Origin of the sequence: Bacillus sp. BS3(2021) (assembly GCF_021043345.1) — a bacterium.
GTDB classification, from domain to species: Bacteria; Bacillota; Bacilli; order Bacillales; family Bacillaceae; genus Bacillus; species Bacillus paralicheniformis.
Genome location: NZ_JAJNDM010000005.1, coordinates 242391 through 262734 on the forward strand (window position 1 = coordinate 242391; position 20344 = coordinate 262734).

General features: G+C 47.4%; 19 protein-coding genes. 6 read left to right on the top strand and 13 right to left on the bottom strand.

Annotated elements, in window-relative coordinates:
• Window positions 1-68 precede the first annotated feature (68 nt).
• The 5 genes from yhaM to LQ247_RS13290 all read right to left on the bottom strand — a co-directional run bounded on the left by yhaM (window position 69) and on the right by LQ247_RS13290 (window position 7540).
• Window positions 69-1013 carry a 3'-5' exoribonuclease YhaM gene (gene yhaM, locus LQ247_RS13270; protein ID WP_020450791.1) on the bottom strand — a complete coding sequence of 315 codons (945 nt, stop codon included), beginning with the start codon at window positions 1011-1013 and terminating at the stop codon, window positions 69-71.
• Between the two features lie 49 nt (window positions 1014-1062).
• Window positions 1063-4023 carry an AAA family ATPase gene (locus LQ247_RS13275; protein WP_231006148.1) on the bottom strand — a complete coding sequence of 987 codons (2961 nt, stop codon included), beginning with the start codon at window positions 4021-4023 and terminating at the stop codon, window positions 1063-1065.
• 13 nt (window positions 4024-4036) lie between these two features.
• On the bottom strand, window positions 4037-5281 hold the full coding sequence (locus LQ247_RS13280; protein WP_231006149.1) for a metallophosphoesterase family protein: 1245 nt from the start codon (window positions 5279-5281) through the stop codon (window positions 4037-4039).
• Between the two features lie 101 nt (window positions 5282-5382).
• Window positions 5383-6651 (bottom strand): ABC transporter permease, encoded by a 1269-nt coding sequence (locus LQ247_RS13285; RefSeq protein ID WP_039072583.1) that lies wholly within the window; start codon window positions 6649-6651, stop codon window positions 5383-5385.
• Window positions 6644-7540 (bottom strand): ABC transporter ATP-binding protein, encoded by an 897-nt coding sequence (locus LQ247_RS13290; protein WP_020450787.1) that lies wholly within the window; start codon window positions 7538-7540, stop codon window positions 6644-6646. The genes LQ247_RS13285 and LQ247_RS13290 overlap by 8 nt, the downstream gene beginning before the upstream one ends.
• Before the next feature lie 117 nt (window positions 7541-7657).
• On the opposite strand from LQ247_RS13290, the gene LQ247_RS13295 reads away from it, so the two are divergent.
• Entirely contained in the window at window positions 7658-7843 is a 186-nt protein-coding gene (locus LQ247_RS13295) for a YhzD family protein (RefSeq protein ID WP_020450786.1), read from the top strand.
• Window positions 7844-7915: 72 nt separating this feature from the next.
• On the opposite strand, the gene LQ247_RS13300 is transcribed toward LQ247_RS13295, so the two are convergent.
• From LQ247_RS13300 to LQ247_RS13335, 8 genes are all read right to left on the bottom strand, one after another.
• Entirely contained in the window at window positions 7916-8194 is a 279-nt protein-coding gene (locus LQ247_RS13300) for a hypothetical protein (RefSeq protein ID WP_105979107.1), read from the bottom strand.
• Between the two features lie 4 nt (window positions 8195-8198).
• Window positions 8199-8336, bottom strand: a complete 138-nt coding sequence (locus LQ247_RS13305; RefSeq protein WP_023856549.1) for a hypothetical protein — start codon at window positions 8334-8336, stop codon at window positions 8199-8201.
• Window positions 8326-9444 (bottom strand): Rap family tetratricopeptide repeat protein, encoded by a 1119-nt coding sequence (locus tag LQ247_RS13310; protein WP_026579963.1) that lies wholly within the window; start codon window positions 9442-9444, stop codon window positions 8326-8328. The genes LQ247_RS13305 and LQ247_RS13310 overlap by 11 nt, the downstream gene beginning before the upstream one ends.
• A gap of 126 nt (window positions 9445-9570) precedes the next feature.
• Window positions 9571-10347, bottom strand: a complete 777-nt coding sequence (locus LQ247_RS13315; protein ID WP_020450783.1) for an enoyl-CoA hydratase — start codon at window positions 10345-10347, stop codon at window positions 9571-9573.
• A 135-nt stretch (window positions 10348-10482) separates the two neighbouring features.
• Window positions 10483-12000 (bottom strand): coproporphyrinogen III oxidase, encoded by a 1518-nt coding sequence (locus tag LQ247_RS13320; protein ID WP_103749107.1) that lies wholly within the window; start codon window positions 11998-12000, stop codon window positions 10483-10485.
• Between the two features lie 143 nt (window positions 12001-12143).
• Window positions 12144-13007 (bottom strand): Cof-type HAD-IIB family hydrolase, encoded by an 864-nt coding sequence (locus LQ247_RS13325; RefSeq protein WP_016886434.1) that lies wholly within the window; start codon window positions 13005-13007, stop codon window positions 12144-12146.
• Window positions 13008-13453: 446 nt separating this feature from the next.
• A complete protein-coding gene (locus LQ247_RS13330) occupies window positions 13454-13807 on the bottom strand; it encodes a YlbF family regulator (RefSeq protein ID WP_016886435.1) in 354 nt (117 codons plus the stop codon).
• Window positions 13808-13929: 122 nt separating this feature from the next.
• Window positions 13930-15060, bottom strand: coding sequence for a DUF445 domain-containing protein (locus LQ247_RS13335; protein ID WP_105979108.1), 1131 nt, complete (start codon window positions 15058-15060; stop codon window positions 13930-13932).
• A 329-nt stretch (window positions 15061-15389) separates the two neighbouring features.
• Between LQ247_RS13335 and LQ247_RS13340 the strand changes: the two genes are divergently transcribed.
• The 5 genes from LQ247_RS13340 to LQ247_RS13360 all read left to right on the top strand — a co-directional run bounded on the left by LQ247_RS13340 (window position 15390) and on the right by LQ247_RS13360 (window position 20315).
• Window positions 15390-16475: a YheC/YheD family endospore coat-associated protein gene (locus tag LQ247_RS13340; RefSeq protein WP_020450775.1), complete on the top strand. Its 1086-nt coding sequence runs from the start codon at window positions 15390-15392 to the stop codon at window positions 16473-16475.
• Window positions 16472-17830 (top strand): YheC/YheD family endospore coat-associated protein, encoded by a 1359-nt coding sequence (locus tag LQ247_RS13345; RefSeq protein ID WP_026579967.1) that lies wholly within the window; start codon window positions 16472-16474, stop codon window positions 17828-17830. Before LQ247_RS13340 ends, LQ247_RS13345 begins: the two co-directional genes overlap by 4 nt.
• Before the next feature lie 144 nt (window positions 17831-17974).
• A complete protein-coding gene (locus LQ247_RS13350) occupies window positions 17975-18193 on the top strand; it encodes a YheE family protein (protein WP_171866274.1) in 219 nt (72 codons plus the stop codon).
• 18 nt (window positions 18194-18211) lie between these two features.
• The gene (locus LQ247_RS13355; RefSeq protein WP_105979109.1) at window positions 18212-19093 is read left to right on the top strand and encodes a helix-turn-helix domain-containing protein; all 882 of its coding nucleotides are present in this window, start codon (window positions 18212-18214) and stop codon (window positions 19091-19093) included.
• A 115-nt stretch (window positions 19094-19208) separates the two neighbouring features.
• Window positions 19209-20315 (top strand): ABC transporter ATP-binding protein, encoded by a 1107-nt coding sequence (locus tag LQ247_RS13360; protein ID WP_023856547.1) that lies wholly within the window; start codon window positions 19209-19211, stop codon window positions 20313-20315.
• Window positions 20316-20344 lie beyond the last annotated feature (29 nt).

Genomic DNA, 20344 nt, shown 5'->3' on the forward strand with positions numbered 1-20344 from the left:
GGCTTTTCCCCCTTTTTTGAATAAACTGTATATCAGACATTATGCAAAAGGGAGACAAGTTATGACGCTTATTTGTGAAAAACAGGCTTGTAAAAGGAACGATTATCCAATGCAAAGACGCGTTCGGTATACTCTCCCGGCTTGACCCGTTCGAGCGCTCTGTCCATCATATTGATCTTCGCGTCAAGGTTGTCGATATAGTGAAGAATTTCCGCTTCCTTGACCATCGGCGGCTTTGGACTGCCCCATTCGGGTTTGCCGTGATGGCTTAAAATCAAATGCTGGAGAATCAGCACTTCTTCTGAATCAATTTGAAGCTCTTCGGCTGCTTTTGCAATTTCTGTCACCATAATCGAAATGTGCCCCAGCAGATTCCCTTCGACAGTATAGGTCGTGGACACCGGTCCGGATAGTTCTTTTACTTTTCCAAGGTCATGCAAAATAACACCTGCGTACAATAGGTCGCGATCGAGCGACGGATACAGGTCTGCGACCGATTTGGCCAGGTTCAGCATGGAGACAACATGGTATGCGAGACCTGATACGAACTCGTGGTGATTTTTCGTCGCAGCTGGATAATCAATGAATTCCTTGCCGTATTTTTTGACGAGGTGCCTCGTGATTCGCTGAATACTCGGGTTTTTCATTTCAAAAATATATTGAGTGACCGCATCCATCATTTCGTTTTTGGGAATCGGTGCAGTCTCAAGAAAGTCATCGATTTTGACATTGTCATTGTCGCCCGCAGGTCTGATGTTTCTCAGCTTCAGCTGATTCCGCCCGCGGTAATGATGAATGTCGCCGACCACTTTCACGATCGTCTGCGGGCCGTAGGTCACTTCGTCCTGCTGTTTGGCGTCCCAAAGCTTCGCTTCTATATCTCCGGACTGATCCTGGAGCATCAGCGTTAAAAACGGTTTCCCATTGCTCGCGATTCCTTTCGTTGACGATTTAATGAGCAAATACAAATCAACCTGCTCGCCAACTTCGTGCAGCATGATACCTTTTGCCATGATAAAGCTCCCTCCGTTTTCCTACATAAAATCATTATAGCACACACTTTTATTTGTTAGTTATACCCTTTACTTCCACGTTTTTCATGACGGGAGGCAGCAGGATCACATCTTCGTCGTGAAAAGCTTCTCTTACATGTTCATGACACGTAAAATACAAGATTTGCTGTTCTTCGCCTGAAAGCTTTTTTAAGATGTTCAGCACTTGTTTAAACCTCTCCTCGTCAAAGTGGACAAAGCTGTCATCCAGCTGGAACGGCAATTTGACTTCCTTTTGATGGGAGAGGGCCAGAGCGAATCGGATCGCTAAATAGAGCTGTTCACAAGTTGCCTGGGACAGTTCGTGGGCGTAAAAAACAGCCCCGTCTTTCCGCATGACCATCATGGATTCATCTGTTTCAGAAAAATAAATTTTTTCGTATTGCCCGGCAGTCAATGGGTTCAGTAATGTTTCAGCCGTTTGTAACAGCTTCGGAAGCCGAACCTTCTTATGTTCATCGATCTTGTTTTTGACCGCCTGCCGGATCAGCTTGACGGCTGCCCACTTTTTGGCCAGTTCGGCGACCCGCTCTTTTTGCATTCCGGTCTGATAGGCGAGCTCGGATACCGCTCCCGATTCCTCAAGTCTGACCAGTTCCGCATGGACATTCGCCGCCTTTTGTCTTTCTTCTGCAAGCTTATTTTCTATACGGGCTCTTTTTTCCTGCGCCTCGGCCAGCTTTCCTTTCAGTTCTGCAAGAGAGTGTTCTGATGCAAGCATGACGGCCTTCTCGTCCTGCCTGCCGAGCTCTCTTTTGAGCTGCCCGAGCCTTGCCGTTAATTCTTTTTTGGCTTGGTCGCGCTTCGCCAGACCGATGAACATCTCACGGCCGTCCGCCCCTGCTTTTTGAAAGAGTTCGCCAATTTGGGATTGGAAGTATTCCGTCTCTTTTGTCAGCTCTTTGATTTGTTCGGCGGTATGCTTTAAAGACACGTCCGCTTCCTGTTTTTGCCGAAGTTTTTCTTTTTGGGAACCAAGCGCGCTTTTCAGTAGAAACACCTGCTCTTGGACGCTTTCGCCAGCGCGGCCGAGAGATGAGACAAGCTTTCTCAATTCCGCTTCAAAGGATGCTTTTTTAGCTTGAAGGCGGCTCAGCTCTTGCTCGATATCCCGCTTTTTCAACATTTCCTCTCGGAGTTCCTTGATCAAAGCGTACGCATCGGCTAAAAATGACGGGTCGATTGACAGGTTCAGCTCTCTCAAATAGCGTTCGGTCTTCTCCTGATACGGACGGATATCCTTTTCCCACGCTTCGAACTTCTGAATCGCTCTTTCATATTCCGCTTCTCTCTGTCTGAGCTCTGCTTGTTTTGCGATAAGGAGCTGCCGGGTTTGGTCGTCCTTCCACAGCTCTTCCCTCAAAGCGTTGTCACTCACTCCGCTTTTTGTACCGCTGCGATCAATGTCGTCCAGCTGTTTTTGAATAAAAGCCGCTGCCGCGGAAGGCTCGGGCTTTTTTAGAACAACAGCGGCAAATATGAGCAAGATCGGCACGAGTAAAGCGCCCGGGAACCACTCCTTGAAAAAGAGCGCCGCAAAAGCGGCCGCGAAAGCAGCACAAAGCGCTGCTGCAAAAGCGGTCTTTCTTCTTTTCATCCGAACCTTTTGTTCTTGCTTCAGATAGGACAGCTGAAGGAGCAGCTCTTCCCGTCTTCCGGCATGGCCGCCGGCTGACGCAAGGTGGCTGAGGGTTTCCTCCTTTTGCTTGCGGACATCTTCCGGCATCACTTCATTGCTGAGAGCGGCGTGGGCCTGTTCAGCTTCCTCCAGATCAGCTCTCGCCTGCTCAAAGCGTTCGTCAAGCGACCGTTTCAGTTCACGCAGCTCGATGTATGCCTGAGCGGTTTCCTGCAGCTTCCACTCATATTCATACGCGGTGTCCGCATTGAGGATATCGCATTCCTCGATTTTCAGGCGCCCAAGCCCCGCTTGAACCCGTCCGTTAATCTGGTGAAGCTGATCAGTCAAAGACGCGATTTTTTCGGAATACGACTGGTAAAACGGATATGCTTTTAAAAGCTCTTCCGCTTCGTGCTCGAGAAAGTCTTCAGCCGGTGCAAAAGCGGCGGCCCGCTGTTCCAAACGGCGCTTTTTCTCTTCCAGCGCCTTCAGCTGAGCCGCTTTTGGATGCAGGTGGGATTCGAGCTTTTCGAGCTCAAAAAGTCCACCTTCGGGGAAACGGCTTTCTCCTGAGCCGCCGAAAGATGCGAGCTGCTCTTCCAGCTGGCGTTTTTCCGCGGCCGCCGGCAGAATCTCAATCGCCTGCTCGATTTGTGAGACGAGATGCTCAAGATCTTTCAGCAGTTGTCCGCTGTCCTTTATTGACGCCTCGGCGCTTTTTTTTTCGTTTAACAGGCGGTGGTAGTCGCCTTCCCGCGCTTTCGCTTTTTTCAAATCTTCGGAAAGCTTTTTTAACCGGTCGAGCTCCTGATTCAGTTCAGGTTTCCGGCCGTTCGGTTTAAACAGCTCTTCCTGCTTTTTCACGAGGCCGGCATCCATCTTTGAAATCGCATCAGAGCCGAACAGACTCGAAAACAGCAGAAAACGGCCGATTTTGTCGCGGTTGAATTTATGAATTTCCTGAAGGCCGAACACGTCAAATGAATAGATCGCTTTATACAGCTGTCTGTCGACGCCTGACAGCAGCTCATTTAAAAAACCTTCCGGCTTCGTGCTGCCGTCTTCCAGATAAACGGTGACCCGCTCAGGCTTTCCGGCCGTTCGTTCGATCCGGATCTGCCCCAAATCAGGGTGCCCGACCTCAAGCATCCCCCCGTAAATGACGCCCGTTTTCGGCTCATACCGTTTCGTCTTCGGAAAACCGAACAGCACGCTTTCAATAAACGACATGAGCGTCGTTTTCCCGGCTTCATTGAGCCCGTAGACCAAATGCAGATTTGAAGGAGACAGGCGAAATGTCTGATTGGCAAATTTACCGTATCCGTATATATGTATCGCATGTATATTCACCCTGCACCCTCCCTTATCTTTTCAATGTCTTCAGTTCATGAAGCAGCAGTTTTTCCGCCTGCGCGCGAATGTCCCGGAAGTCTTCTTCATGAAACCGCTCTCCGTGCCTTCTAAAGACCGGATGACGCTCCAAATCGTCAAAAATCAGGCTGAAATCCTGAAATTCCTGCATTTCTTGCAATAGCTCCTGAAAAAAAGCGTCCCGTTCAATTCCAGACAAGGCGGCATCTGTTTGATCTTCGATCGCGGTAAGCCAGATGAACGCGTCTTCCTCCCGCTCTTCTTCATGGAAGATGTCAAGGATCTCGTCCACGATGCCGGCCTGTCCTTCCGCCAAATAAGAGGGTGTTTCTCCTGTCAATACCATCTTGACGCATGCCGGCTTGCCTCTGTTTCTGAAAGATTGAAGGGCATCCTGCATCAGGCTGATCAGCTCTGTCATCTTCTTTGTCCCGGAGATATCGATGCTGGCCGTTTCCCACAGAACATCCGATAAGGCTTTAAATTCGAAGGACAGTTCTCCGCCGCAAACATTGACGAGACAGCAGCCTTTCTCTCCCGTTTCCTTCATGTGCCGCGATTGTGTGTTTCCCGGATAAATCACCGCCGGTTCGGAGGCTGAAATGACCTGTCTTTTATGTATATGGCCAAGCGCCCAGTAATCCATCCGGCCGTTTTTTAAATCTTGAAGGGAAAAAGGACAGTACGGATCATGGCCGCTCTCCCCGGAAAGCGTCCCATGAATCATGCCGATATGCAAGGGCGCGTCGGTCGTTTTTTTGATTTCAGCAGCCTTATTGGAATAAACAGAGCGCTCGGGATAGCTGTAGCCGTAGATGCTTGCGGCGAGCCGGCCGTCTTTGTAAAACGATTTTTCTTCAATGTCTTCCGACGAGAAAATGTGGACGTTGTCCGGCCATTCAATCGGCGTCCAATCGCCGCCCAGATGATCGTGATTGCCAAAAATCACATAGACTTGGATGTTGTTCTCTTTCAGCTTTAAAAATTGCTTTCTCAAAAACATCTGTGCTTTTAAACTGCGGTTTGCTTCGTCGAAAAGATCGCCGGCAAGCAAAATGAAGTCGGCCTCTTCATCAATCGCAAGCTTAAACACATTTTCAGCGCTTTTAAATGTGCTGTTTTTGATCCGCCGGTAAACCTCTTCAGGTAGCCGGCTGATGCCGTGAAACGGACTGTCCAGGTGCAGATCGGCCGCATGAATGAAAGTGATGTTTGTCAATCTTCTGCTCCTTTTCATAAAATATTCTGCTCCCATTCTATCACGGGTTGAAAGCGAATGCACGTTCTACTCTTTGCACGAAAAAAGCAGCTTTTCTTTCAAGCTGCTTTTCTCTTTTATTATCGATCTTTTGACAGACGAAGCGCCTGTTTGATATTTTTCAATCCGCCGCCGCTCGTGTACATGAGCACGCCGCCTTTATACACCCTCGCCCCGATGACGGCGAGAATCACAATGGTGAGAGCGGTAATGCCGATGCCGAGTGCCGCTTCCCAAAACGGAATATCAAGCACGCCGACTCTGAGAAACATGATCATCGGCGCAAAGAACGGAATGAATGAAGTAACGGTAATGAACGTTGAATCCGGTGTACTTAGCCCGACCATGGCAATTACGAATCCTGCGACGACCAGCAGAATCATCGGCGAAATCATCTGCTGAACATCTTCAATCCGGCTGACGACGCTTCCGAGAAATGCCGCAAGAGTTGCGTAGAGGAAGTAGCCGAGCATCAAGAAAATGGCCGCGTACACAAGCGTTGCAGTAGGTACGCCGGAAATATCAAGAAATCCTTTAATCATATCGGCTGCATCCCCTCCCTTTTCCTGGCTGGACTGGAGCGAAAGATAGCCGACAAGAAACAGCGCGGCAATCTGTGTCAATCCCAACAGAGCGACGCCGAACAGTTTGGCGAACATTTGCTGGACAGGCGGCACGCTGGAAATTAAAATTTCCATCACGCGGGAAGACTTTTCCGTCGCAACTTCTGTCGCGATCATTGACGCGTACGTCAAAACCGAAAAATAGATGACAAACAGCACAACATATACAAGCCCTGTCGCCTTTTGAAGCTCTTCCTCGGTTTTCGCGCCTTCTTTCAAGGCGACACTGTTGACTTTTACCGGTGTAAACAGTTCACTCAGCTTTTCCTGTGGTACGTTCAATTCAGCCGTTCCAACGGCAATCTTTGCTTGTGAGAGCGCCTGTTCAATCGTGGAGACAGCTGTGGAATCAGCGATTTCGAGCGCTTTATACGTTCCCTTCAGCACGCCTTTTTTATCTCTGTCCAGGATTAAAATGCCTTCGAGATTTTCGTCTCTGACGTCTTTTTCAAGCTCTTTTTCCGGTTTATCCGCTTTTTCGACTTCCAGCGCTTCATCAGTGTCGAGTGCTTTCACTTGCTGGGCAAACGTGTCGTACAGCTGATTTGAACGGTCAATGACGGCGATTTTATCACCCTCTCCGCCGTCATCAAACATGGAAATAATCGATCCCAGATTTGTGACGAGCACGACAAGCGCAAGCGTGATCACCGTTGAAATAATGAACGACTTTGTTTTCAGCTTGCTGAAATATGTATGAAAAAGAACAATCCAAAACTTATTCATAACGGGCACCTACCTTTTCGACGAAAATATCATGCAAAGAAGGCTCTTCAAGTTCAAATTTTCTGATAAACCCGCGTCCTTGAAGCATTGTAAACAGCTCTTGAGAGACTTCTTCATTTTCGACCTGCAGGCGGACTCCTTCGGAATGATCGCGCCATTTGACGATACCGTCCGCCTCTTTCAAGAAGCTCAAGTCGCCGTCTGCGTGAATCGTGACATTCTTTCTGCCAAAAGAACGTTTGATTTCTTTTAATTTCCCTTGAACGACAGGCGTCCCGCGCTGCAAAATGCAGACGTGTTCGCACAGCTCTTCAACATGCTCCATTCTGTGGCTTGAAAATACAATCGAAGTGCCGTCGTCTTTCAAAGAAATGACCGCGTCTTTTAATAGCTCGACATTCACCGGATCGAGACCGCTGAACGGCTCGTCAAGAATCAAAAGCTCCGGCTTGTGCAGCACGGCCGTGATGAATTGAATTTTTTGCTGGTTCCCTTTGGAGAGCTCCTCAACCTTTTTGTCGGCGTATTCCGTAATATGGAACCGTTCGAGCCACTTCTCCATTTCCTTGAGCGCATTTTGCTTTGTCATGCCTTTCAGGCGGCCAAGGTATACGAGCTGATCTTTCACCTTCAGCTTCGGATACAGTCCGCGCTCTTCGGGCAAGTAGCCGATGCTGTTTGTGATACCGTAGTTAATCGGCTGTCCTTTCCATGTGACAGTACCCTCTGTCGCATTCAAAAGGCCTAATATCATTCGGAATGTCGTCGTTTTCCCTGCTCCGTTGGCGCCGAGCAGACCGAACATTTGCTTGTCTGGAATCTCCAGCGTCAGATCGTTTACAGCTGTAAATGAACCGAACTTTTTCGTGACGTGATCGATTTTGAGCATAATAACTCCTCCTTCCAATTTACAATCATACGTTAGTCATACCATTTTAAAAAGGATTTTTTTGATTTTTATATAATTTTAAACAAATAGATCATATTTTGAGAAAGGGGAAGAGAAATGGAAAGTTATTATGTAACCGTTTTCGATACTGGTGGAGAAACGCTTTTGAATGAGCGATTTGAAGCGGCCGATGATGAAGAAGCGAAAGAGAAAGGAAGAGGAATGCTGAAGGAAAAGCAATTTTTGGAGCATACACACCGGGTAGTACATTCGTCCGGTAAAATCATTGTTTTCCGGAGCTGACTAAAATACGGGGCAAGGCGGCTCTTTTGGGGAAGGTCTCCCGCTGCCGCCTGCCCTTTAATCCGCCAAACACTAGTGGATCATCATAACAATGAGCAGTCCCATGTTGATGAAACAGAGTAAAAACGATAAGCAAGCGACGCCTTTATTTTTTCGCAGAAAATAAAGGCCATTGACCGCCAGCACACAGATGATGACGGCATCAAACAGTCGAAACAGCAGATCCTGCAAGCTGTAGGCCGGAGCGAATAAACAAATCACAGAGACGATCAGGATGAAAAGGCAAGAAACTGTAATATACATCGTCCATTCTTTCGCTGCGTCAGCCCGCTCATTCTCAGATGAAATCATGTTCTTAAACTCGGGCCTCCTTGTCAGTCGTGATCATTTTGTCCGCGTACAAGGAAGGAGCTTTTCCCACATCTGCCAAAAAGCCTGAAGACGTTAACACAACAGCCAGTGACACCGCGACGAACAACAGTTTAGCTTTCATACAACGCATCTCCCCTTTTGATTTTTCGTCTTGCCTGAGCGCACTTCTCATAGTAAAAAATGGCATCTTCAAGCCGCTCCATTTGATTATAGTACTGGGCTGCGTCTAAAGCCAGCTCTTCAACAGCGGCATATAAATGGTTTGACTCCAAATAATCAAATCCGATTTCCACGGCTTTCCGATCCCCGCCGTCCAAATACAGCCCGGATAGAATGTTAAGCTTGGCCGCGTGTTCTTCATCTCCGAGCGATGCCGCACTTCGGATGCCTTTTTCATAACAGTCGGCCGCTCCGACATGATTTCCCTGTTTTAGACGGACGTACATTAAGTTGTACAGCACTTTTGGAATATATGATGAACTTTCCTGTTCAAAAATGGAAAGGGCGCTCTCCATATGATCTGAGGCTTCCCGGTACGATTCTTGATGGAAATAGCAATTTCCCAAATTAAAATGAGCGGCTGCCGTCAAATGGCTGTTTTTGATTTTCGCGGCGTCTTCAAGCGCGTTGGCCAGGCTTTTCAGCGCTGGTCCGTATGTCATCGATTCAACCCAATTGCCGGCAATGATAAAATCGCAGAAAATCTTTTTTTCTTTTAGCGTCTCATACCGGTTAAAAATGTCGGAAGCGAGCGTCGCATAGTTGATCGATAAATATCTCTGGCTGATATAATAGTAGATTTCCGCCAGCTTATAATAAAATTCCGCTTTTTCAACCTCGTCTTCCAAGGCGCTGACTTTTTGTTCAGCCGTTTTATAGCAGCCGATTGCTTTGACAAACCGCTTTTGTTTGAACTCATACATCCCTTTAAAAAACCAGTAATAATAGTTTAGTAAACCTGTCATTTGGTCCTTTTTCTCTTCTAAGTCGCGGAGGTTTTTTTCAATATTTTCAGTCTTTTGTGGTTTCAAATAGCTGAGCATCAGCTTATGCCTGAATTCGAGCAGCGAATAGTAGAGCAGGACGTCCTGATTTTCTTCCATGTCTTGAAAATCATTTAAAATTTCCGCTTTCAATGATTCACTGGCGGCGATCTGATTTTTCCGAATGGCGTTGTACCAATCATTCAGCTTACTAGCAACGTATTCAGATGGAATCTTCTGTTTCAATTTCCCCGCCTCCCAAGACTTCGTACAGACCTGTGTCCTTATGAATCATTTTATAGAAACTTAAATTTTTTTACAATTGCTTCTGCACATCATTTCCCAAGGTCAATTTCCTGTCGGGCCCTCTTGTTATACTTGCTGACGGTTAAATTGCGGCTGGCGCTTTTCTAAAAATGCGCGGATTCCTTCCTGATGGTCGCTTGTCAGCCTCATTTTCATTTGGGCCGCTTTCTCGAGTTCAAGCGTTTTCTGCAGCCTACCGCCATTCAGCGCCTGATAGATCTTTTTTGTCTCAATCATCGCTGCCAGCGGAGCGTGCAGAAGCTTTTCAAGATAGATGCGCGCAAAACGGCCGGAGTCCCCGCTGAATACAGCGTCTGCGATTCGAAGTTCGTGCGCTTCGGCCCCCGTCAATTGTTTCCCGCTCCAAATCAATTCTTTGGCCGCAGCTTCACCGATTCTCCGCTCTAAAAAGAAGTGTCCGCCTCCGTCGGGAACAAGCCCGATGCCAATAAAATTCATCGCCAGCTTCGCCTCTTTTTCGACCAGCACATGGTCGCAGCTGAGCGCGAGGCTCAATCCCAGACCTGCGGCCGCCCCGTGGACAGCCGCTGTCGTCATCTTCGGCATGCTGTAAAGCTTCACCGCAATTTCAGAAATTGTGTCAATGACGCGGGCAGAGCTGTCTTGATCTCCGGAAGACAGCATCATCTTAATGTCTCCGCCTGCCGAAAATCCTTTGCCGCTGCCTCTCACAAGGAGAAGCAGCGATTCGCTTTCCTCTGCAATACGCAAAGCTTCATTCAGTTCTTCAAGCATTTTTTCATTCAAGGCATTGTACGCCTCAGAGCGATTTAGTACAATTTCAAAAATCCCGTCTTCGTCTTTCCATTTGATATACTCCATCTTGCACCTCCGTGAATACGTTTACAATTGATACTGTTTAAACTATTCCACCTTCGCCCTTTAAAACCTTTTTTTGTTGCCGATTCCGGTTTGATTCCGCAATAAAAAAGCTGCCGGCGATACCGGCAGCAGCTTCTATTCCTGTTGAGAACCGCTTTTTGCCTCCTTCTGAAAAAGCTCAGACAAGTAGCGGATTTTTTCGTTTGTATAGTGTTCAAATCTGTCATTGTACGTTTTCGGGTCTTTCGGGTTGGAGAAGTGTGTGATCTTTCCCGTTTCCGGATCGACGAATTTGCTCGCAGCTCCGCAGCCGATCCCAATAATCGTCTGTTTTTCCTCCATGATCATGATGTTATAGATGCTTTCCTGGCCGGGAAGGGAATAGCCTATATTCTCCAGGTTGCCGAGAATGTTTTTCTGCCTGTACAAATAGTAGGGATGGTAGCCGTGCTGTTTCGTCCACGAGACAGCGTCATCCATCATCGCAACAATCTCCTCGCGGTCAGCCACCTTATACTTATGTTTGTTTTTCGTCATTTCAGACGCGCGCTTAAATGACAGCGTATGGACGGTCAATGATTCGGGCATTAATTTTTCGGTTTCGGAAAGAGAGTTTCTGAATTCTTTTACCCCTTCGCCCGGAAGGCCGATGATTAAATCCATATTGATGTTCGACATGCCGGCATTTCGCGACAGATGATACTTTTCGATCGTTTCTTCGACCGTATGGTGGCGTCCGATCGCTTTCAGCGTTTCATTCTCGTAAGACTGGGGATTAATGCTGATTCGGTCGATGTTCCATTTTTTTAAGACTGCGAGCTTTTCCTCTGTGATCGTATCGGGCCGTCCAGCCTCAACTGTGACCTCGCGGATGTTTTTTACATCGGGAAATGAACGGTACATTTCTTCATACAATAGATCCATTTCTTCAGCGGTAATGCTTGTCGGCGTTCCGCCGCCGAAATACACGGTCGTTATTCTGACATCGTTCTCCTTGAGCCATTCGCCGATTTTTTGCATCTCATAGTGAAGCCCCCACAAAAATGAGCCGACCCGTCCGGCTTGTCCTCTGATCGCATACGCCGGAAACGTACAGTAGGCGCACTTCGTCGGACAAAACGGGATGCCGATGTAAATGCTGACTTCTTGACTCAGCTCATACAAATCGGGTACCGCTTTCAGCTGACGGTCAATGATGTTTTGCATCAGTTCGATTTTTTCGTCGTGAATTAAATAATCCCGTTTCAGCTCGGCATGTGCCTCTTCCTTTGGCATGCCGCTCTCCAGCTTTTTATGAAGCAGCTTTGTCGGACGAACACCGGTGAGAATCCCCCATTTCTGAATGATTCCGGTATGCTCCTGAAGCATGCTCAAAAAAACGTAGGAAACGGTATTTTTCACCTGCTTAAACGCTTCCTTTTCCGTCAGTTTGGGGTCAATGTTTTTTGCATATTCCGCTCTAATGTCCGTATCTTTTATCATACCCGAAGCCTTGACGCCGTTCTCTTCCCGGTCGTAGCCGAGAACGATCGCAAGGTCTGCCGGCGCTTCTTCGCCAAAAGCGACTTCGCTTTCTTCAAAGAATAAGTTGGCTATATGCTCAAGCGGTCTCTGGAACCTTTCATCTTGGAGCCCTTCTATATAAATGCGCAATGTCATCACCTTTTTCGTTTCAAAACTTTCTTTAGTGTACAAAAATAAATGGCCAAAATCAATCCGGGAAACAAACATTCCTACGTGGCAGTGATGAATGAATAATCCCCGCATTCGAGTTGAAAGCGGGGATTCTATCAGAATCAGACTTTTTTAATATGGAATTTTTTAAGAAACCCTTTGCTTTGCTGCATTCTGAAGTATTCTTTAATCATATAAGCGACGCCCTGTTCATCATTGGAGCGCGTCACCCAATCCGCTTTTTGTTTGACTTTCTGAGGAGCATTGCCCATTGCGACTCCGAGTCCGGCAAGCTCGATCATCGGGAGGTCGTCGATTTCATGGCCGATCGCAACGACATCTTCCATTTTTAGACCGAGGTCGGCGGCGAGCATCGTCAAGCCTGCTTCTTTGGAAACCCCTTTATGGACAATCAGCATTTTTTCCCCCGCTCCAATGATGTCGACGAGAGGAAATGCATTTGTGATCGTCTGCCTGATTTCTTCGGACTGTCCTGTTGAGCAATAAACCTCGATCACCGGTGCGCTGACCGGTTCATCCATCAGCATGTCGCTCAGCGAATCGACAAACTGGACGGGATAAAAAATCGGGTCAGACGGGTGAATCATCGTTTTCCCCAGCAGGTTTGAATTCGTTTTTTTCCGGTTTCCAATCGAATATTTTTCATGGAGGATTCTGATATTGCAATCATAGCTTTCCAGTATTTGAACAAGGTTAAATGTCTGTTCTTCGGAAATCCTTTTTTCTAATAAAGGATCGTCGATTTTGTCCGCTATGATGGCTCCGCTGTGCGTAATCAGCTTCGTATCCAGCTTTAAAGATTTGGCGATTTTTTGAGCGGAGCGAAAATGTCTGTTCGTCACAAGCGTAACATATACACCTTTCTTCTTTGCATATTCGATCGCTTCCTTCGTTGCGGGATGAAGCCGTCCGTTTGTCCGAAGCAGCGTTCCGTCTATATTCAGCGCAAGCATTTGTTTTGACACCAGGAGGTCCCCCTTCTTTGATGACTGAATCTGTTATAGAGGATATGTCCCGATCCTTTTTTTTAGAACAGCCCTCTTGATGCACATACTAAAAAAGCCTGTTTTCACAGACTTTTTACTTCGCATCTTGTGGATACGATCATGATTCTCCCTCATATTCAAAACAGTGAATTCAACGCCCCTTTCGTTCAATTCACCGTATATTGATAACCCCTTTATTTGACCAGCAGACGTGCTTTCAGTCTGTTAATTTCCTCTATACCCCTTATCATTTTGCCGCCAGTCCGTTTTTCATGATCGTATCCCGGCAAAAAATGAAAGCACTTACATTTAATATTATCGCAACTATTTCATGAATTGACAAGTCTTTTTTTAAATCTTTATGAACGTTATTTGTTCACTTAGTGAAAAAATCCCCTCTTGCCTTGACAAGGGGGGATTTTTTATCAGCTCTCTGGGTTTCCGTAAAGCTCTTCCAAAGGCTTCATGATGATTTTGTTTAATTCAGCAATCAGCATGCTCATCCGCTGTTCCGCTTCCATCAGCTGCGAGATTTTATCATGCTGCTGGACGAGCGCCACGGATTTTTGCGCTTGTTCGACTTCTTCCTGTGTGATGTCTTCGCCGTTCATCTGTTTTTGCTGAAGGTTCATTTGAATATCGCGAAAGTTATCAAACATCTTTTTAGCAGATGGGTCGCCATTCACCTCATCATAAAGATTTTTCAATCGGGAATATTCATCGCTTTGTCGCAAGGCTTGCCCCAAGTCATAAGCCGAGTCATGTAAATTGACCGTCATCCTAATCCGCTCCTTTCCTGCCTGTATTCTTCTTATGGAATCGGCACCACTCCACTATAACAAACTATGGAGCGTTTTTCACAGTTATACGATAATTCCGTTTGAACAGGCCGTCTTCAGCCTCAGATCAAAATCACAAAGATGGCTTGCACGGCTCCGATAATTCCGCCAAGCAGACCGCCTAAATACGTGATCATTTTGAACTCCCGCTTGGAAATGGACAGCACCATTTCTTCAAGACGTTCAACAGGGAAGTTGTCCACCTGTTCCTTGACGATTTGCTCGAGCTCCAGCTGCTTGAGCACTTGATCCAGGCGGCGGCCCGCCTCTTCGAGAAGCCGGTCGGCGATCTGCGGCAGGCGCAAAGCGATCTCCCGCTCAACACTGGCAATAGAGGAGCCAATCGTTTTTTCGAAAAACGGCTGAAACGAGAATCGTTTCAAAAGCTTTTCCTTCAAATCGAAAATGAGAGATTTGAGATTCCATTTGTCATCCGCTTCCTTGAACGTATATTCTTTCAGCTTGTCCCATTCGTTTTCAAGCAGATCCGTTAAAAGACGCGCGGTCTCGCCGTTCTTTAAAAACTTCACAATCTCCGGCTGAACGCGGTCAACCAGACTGCTGTTGCCTAAAAACATCTGCACCATGCTGCCGAGCATGCCCCGTTCTTTCAAAAAATCGTCAATCATATGTCCGAGGCGTTCCTTTCCTTCGCCGCTTTCAAAGTAGGTGACAGCCCGGCTTAAAATATAGCCGGACACCATCGGAATTTTCTCTTTCAGCTTTTTCTGGGCCTCAAGAGGGATAAGCTCTTTGAGCGGTTCATTTTCATGTGCCTCTAACAATGCGGACAGCTTCTCATCCGTCCATCTGGATACCGCCCGATCCGCTTTTTGGGCGGGATTTGAAATTCCGATGCTTTCCAATGCTTCTTCAACGGTGGCCGTTGATTGCGAGAAGTGCGCCAAGATCCGCTCCCCAACCTGCACCGCCTGGCTTTTAACCGCATCGGATGCAAGCCTTTTTTTGATCCCTTCTGTTGTCAGCAGATGGCCTGTGACCATCTGTCCCATCTGTCTCGCCAATTCATCGCGCCTTTTCGGAATTAATCCGGGTGTAAAAGGAACCCTCTTTCCAAATATGTAGACCGCTTTATATGGGCGAAAAAGCATTTTAATCGCAAAATGGTTCGTTACAGCGCCGATAAGTGCACCGACTGCAATCATAACGGCAAAAACCCCAAATACATACATGTTCTTTTCAACTGCCTTCCTTTTTACCTGACATCTTAGCTGCACAGCGTGGGCCTTATGGTCGATCCTCACCGTCTTGCCTAACGTTATTATAGTAGCTGAATAAAAGACGGGCAAATAACGGAATGGAGCAAGCCGCTTCAAAATACAATGGGTCAGATGGCAATTGTATGAAGGGCGCTCTAAAATTTTTAATCATTTCCAATTTACAAAAGCCTATTTCTGCAATCTCAAGCGTATCATGAAACAGAAGTCTATATATTAAAGTTTGCCCGAAGTTTGACAGTCTCAGCCTGTTAAGCCTTGTTTTTCATGAAGGAGGTATAATCATGATGACGCTTGGATTTATGTCGCTGTCGCACGAACATGAAAAAGCCTATGCCGAAGAACTGGCCAAAATGGCTTCGGACTATGGAATCCGGTTTATCCGTTTCACGCCCCTGGATATTTCTCCCGGTTCCCTGCTTGTGAAAGGGCTCTCCTTTCACCCGAAGTCAGGACAGTGGAATGAAATTGAAAGAGAAATCCCGGAATTGATCTATGACCGCTGCTTTTACGGCAGAGATCAGCAATCGAAAAAAGCAAAACCGATTGTCGAATGGCTCAAAAAGTATCCTAAAACAACATTTTTAGGACTCGGACTTCCTGACAAATGGACGGTTTTCAAAGCATTGAATGCCGATCCCGTCATCAAGTCCTACCTTCCTGCCACATCGATTGCAGAAAACGCCCAGGATATCCTGCGCAAGCTTGCAAAAGAAAAAGCGTGCATCTTGAAGCCTGCATCCGGATCAGGAGGCCGCGGCATCATTCACCTCGAGCTTACGGGAAAAACGGTCAAGGCCGCCTACCAAACCGGAAAACACAAACAGCTGAAGTCATTTTCGAAACAGGCTTCATTTGAAACGTGGTGTCAGAAAGTTCTTCAGCACCGCTATTTGCTGCAATCGTTCCTCGATATTCAAGACAAAGACGGTTTTCCGTGCGATATCAGGCTGCTGCTTCAGAAAAACGGCAGTGGAGAATGGGAAACAGCCGGCAAAACGGTAAGGCGGAGCTATCAGCACGGACTGCTTGCAAACCTGGCCGGGGGCTCAGAGGCGGTGAGCTTTGACAGCTGGCTTTTATCCGTGCCGAAAAAGCGCCAGGCCGTCCTTCTCGATGATTTAGAGACAATGGCGCAGGCCGTACCCCTGGTGCTTGAATCAAATCACGGACCATTATTCGAGCTCGGCCTTGATATCTGCCTGACGAAAGACGGAAAAGTCTGGCTTCTGGATGTCAATTCAAAGCCCGGAAAGCACGCTTTTATTAAGCACTCTCCTGAAAAAAGGGAGCTTTTGTATAAAGGTCCTTTGGAGTACTGCTCATTCTTAACGGCTTCAGCCGGCGCGAAAGGGGCTGAGAAAAGATGACCGGTCAACCGCTGACCGTCGGCATCCACCAGACGAGCGAAAACACGATGCTCCTGCCCGCTTCTTTTAAACAGGACGGTTTGTTATTCGCGGCTTTCGGTACAAGTGTTGAACGTTGCCACGTCTCATTTGACAGCCATTTGAAGCGCACCGTTTTATTATCTGAAAATCTGTACAAAAACCTGCGGATTCCGTACCGCGGCAAAGCCTCCCTGATTTTCCGCGACAATACCGTCTATATCGGACCTTTAATCGGGATTTTCACGGCCGGTTTTACAAAATCGCAGCTGGACCCTGTCAGAGGGAGGTCTTTATTTTTTTCGAAGCTTTTGACGATGGATCTCCCGGCAGGAGGCTACAGCTATCTGTTCGGAGCGCACCAGATAGATTGGGAAGAAGGTACAGTGCAGGCTCTCATTTTCAGGGAAAACGGCTGGGAGGAGGCCACAGTCCCCCTTCCCAACGTCGTTTACGACAGACTGCCGAACCGCAAAGCGGAAGAATCCGCCGCTCTGCGGGAAACAAAAACCCGCCTTATGGATGAATACCGGATTCCGTGGTTCAACCCGGGCTTCTTTAACAAATGGGAGATCTATAAATGTCTGCAGCAAGACGAGAGGACAGCGGAATTGCTTCCATTTTCGGCATTGGAGCCCGATGCCGGTAAAATCGAAGACATGATCGGTCAATACGGCTTCATTTATGTAAAGCCCGCCGGCGGCAGTTTGGGCAAAGGCATACTCCAGCTTTCAAAACGGGAAGAAAACGGAATTCTCGCCAGACATGCCGAAGGCGTCACATCTTATTCGTCCGCTGCTGAATGTTTAGATGAATGGCAGAGACTGCACAAACATACTTCTTATCTCGCCCAGCAGGGCATCGAACGGATCGAAGTGGATCATCATCCGGCAGACTTCAGGGTTCATACAAACAAAAACGGAAAAGGCCAATGGACCGTCACAGCCATCGCGGTCAAAATCGCTGGAAAAGACGGAATTACAACCCACATGTCGAGCGGCGGTGCCGTCAAAACGCTTGCAGAGCTATATGATGATCCTCAGGAAAGGCTTCACACTCTGCAAAAACTGACAAAAGCGGCGCTCCTCCTCAGCCGGGTCCTTGACGAAAAGCTTGACGGTTTCATCGGGGAAATCGGCTTTGACCTCGGATTGGACCGTTCGGGAAAAGTGTGGCTGTTTGAAGCCAATTCCCGGCCCGGCAGGGGGATCTTCTCCCATCCCCGTCTGGCATCTGTCAGCAGCTTAACGAAGAAAAGAAGCTTCGAATATGCTTCTTATTTAACTGAACAGTCCATCCTTAATCCGGAGGACATGTGGCATGACCTCAAGCCGTGAAGAACCTGCTTCTTCACGGTATTTTTTTGAAAAAGCTCCACTTGAAAAGAATCTATGATCTTTTCTGTGAATGAGATACAATGATAACAAATCAACGTGTAGACAGCTCGCTGGATTTGACCCACCTGAAATCAATGAAGGAGCGTGGCGTTTATGATTTCTCATTTTCAATGGAAGCCGCTGTTTAAAAAAGAAAGGCTTCCCGGCTGGAAAATATCGTTTTATCATAAAGGGATTCACTATGAAGGAATCTATCATAAATCAGGGGAAATCGAGTGGGGCAGCACCTATCCCCCGCACGATGACGAGCCTTCCCTGAAAAGCGAAATTCATGAATTAATGCTCTTCCATATTTACGAATAAAGAAAAGGACGTTGTCGTATGCTGGAGAAATTAAAGACGCTTTACGGTGAACGGATGATTGTATCTGAGGCTGTTTCAAAACACGATGCATTATGGTTTCAAACGGACGAAGGCGAGACCTTCGGCGTTTTGAAAAACGCGGTCACCGACCGGGAAAAAGAGCTGCTCCATTGCCTGTTCCGGCCTTTCTCAGAACCGCGTCCCGAACAGCAGCTGACAAAGCGGGAGAAAGAATGGCATCAATATTTTTTTCGCAATGCCCCCCTTCCAAACCCGGGGAACATTCAGCTGATGCAAGGACATTTTTTTAAAATGGAGCATGTACCTGAAGAAAGACAGGCGATCAAAGAAGCGGTCAGCGGCTTTTTTAAAGACCCGCTTGTGGTATGGTACGACCAGCACGAAGCTGTCATCGTCCACGAAAATCCTTCGCCGTTTCTCGCCAAAAAAGAGCTGTCCGAGCTTGCGCATGCACTGACAAGCGATTTCATGGCAAACCCTGTGTTTTTCAGCGGCCAGCTTCATCCAGTCAACGGATCGCTTCAAGGCAAAATCCGCTTTGAAAAACAAATGTTTCATTATATGCTGGAAGCGGGTGACATCGGAAACGTCGCCACGTTTTGCCAGTGTCTCCCGTCTTTTTTGACGGCAAAACCCGAGCGGGTTCATGCTTCTTCGTTTTCGGACGCCGTAAGAGAGGCGCTGTCTGATCCCGAGACATCCCTGACCATCAAAACGTATATGAGATGCAACCTGAATGCCTCTCTTACAGCAAAACGTTTGTTTATCCACCGAAACAGCCTGCAGTACAGAATTGATAAATTCATCGAACGGACCGGGATTGACATCAGACAGTTTGAAGAAGCAGCCGCTGTTTATTTGATGATGTATCTCCTTTAGCGGCTTTAGCAACTTGCACGAAAAGAAATTGTGCACCATGTCCATTTACACCGACCTGCCGTTTTTTATAAACTAAGACCAGATAAAGCGCTTACATAAAAGAGGGGGAGAAAAAATGGCGGAACTCGTGCTCGATCGGATATACAAAGTGTATGACAACAAAGTCACGGCTGTGGATAATTTTAATCTTCATATCGATGATAAGGAATTTATCGTCTTTGTCGGACCGTCAGGCTGCGGCAAGTCGACAACGCTCAGAATGATCGCAGGACTTGAGGAAATTACGGATGGCGAATTCACAATCGACGGGAAACGGATGAATGATGTCGCTCCCAAGGACCGCGACATTGCGATGGTATTCCAAAACTATGCCCTTTATCCGCACATGAACGTCTATGACAATATGGCTTTCGGCTTAAAGCTGAGGAAGTTTCCGAAGGATGAAATCAAACGGCGCGTCCATGAAGCGGCCAAAATTCTGGGCCTTGAACAATATTTGGACAGAAAGCCAAAAGCGCTTTCCGGCGGACAGCGCCAGCGCGTTGCCTTAGGCCGGGCAATCGTTCGGGACGCAAAGGTGTTTCTGATGGATGAACCATTATCAAACCTTGATGCCAAATTGCGCGTACAAATGCGCGCCGAAATCACAAAGCTTCATCAGCGCCTGCAGACGACGACCATCTATGTCACCCACGACCAGACTGAAGCGATGACGATGGCTACGCGGCTCGTCGTCATGAAAGACGGAATCATCCAGCAGGTCGGCGCGCCGAAGGAAGTCTATGAAAATCCGGAAAACGTGTTTGTCGGCGGCTTTATCGGTTCTCCCGCAATGAACTTTTTCACCGGCACTCTAAAAGAAGACTTGTTTACATTTGACGGCGTTTCGGTTCGCGTGCCGGAAGGAAAAATGAAAGTTCTGCGCAGCCAGGGCTATGCCGGCAAGGAAATCATCATGGGAATCAGACCTGAGGATATCCATGACGAGCCTGTTTTCATTGAAGCGTCAAAAGACTCAAAAATCGATGCGAAAATTGAGGTAGCTGAGCTGATGGGCGCCGAAACGATGCTTTATTCGCAAGCCGGCACGCAGCCGTTCATCGCCAGAGTCGATTCAAGAACCGACGTCCAGGCCGGCGATACGCTCCCTCTTGCGCTTGACATGAATAAAGCCCACTTCTTTGATAAAGAAACGGAGCTTCGCATCCGTTCTGAAGAATAGCGGATTTAAACACTTTCCATGACCGAAGC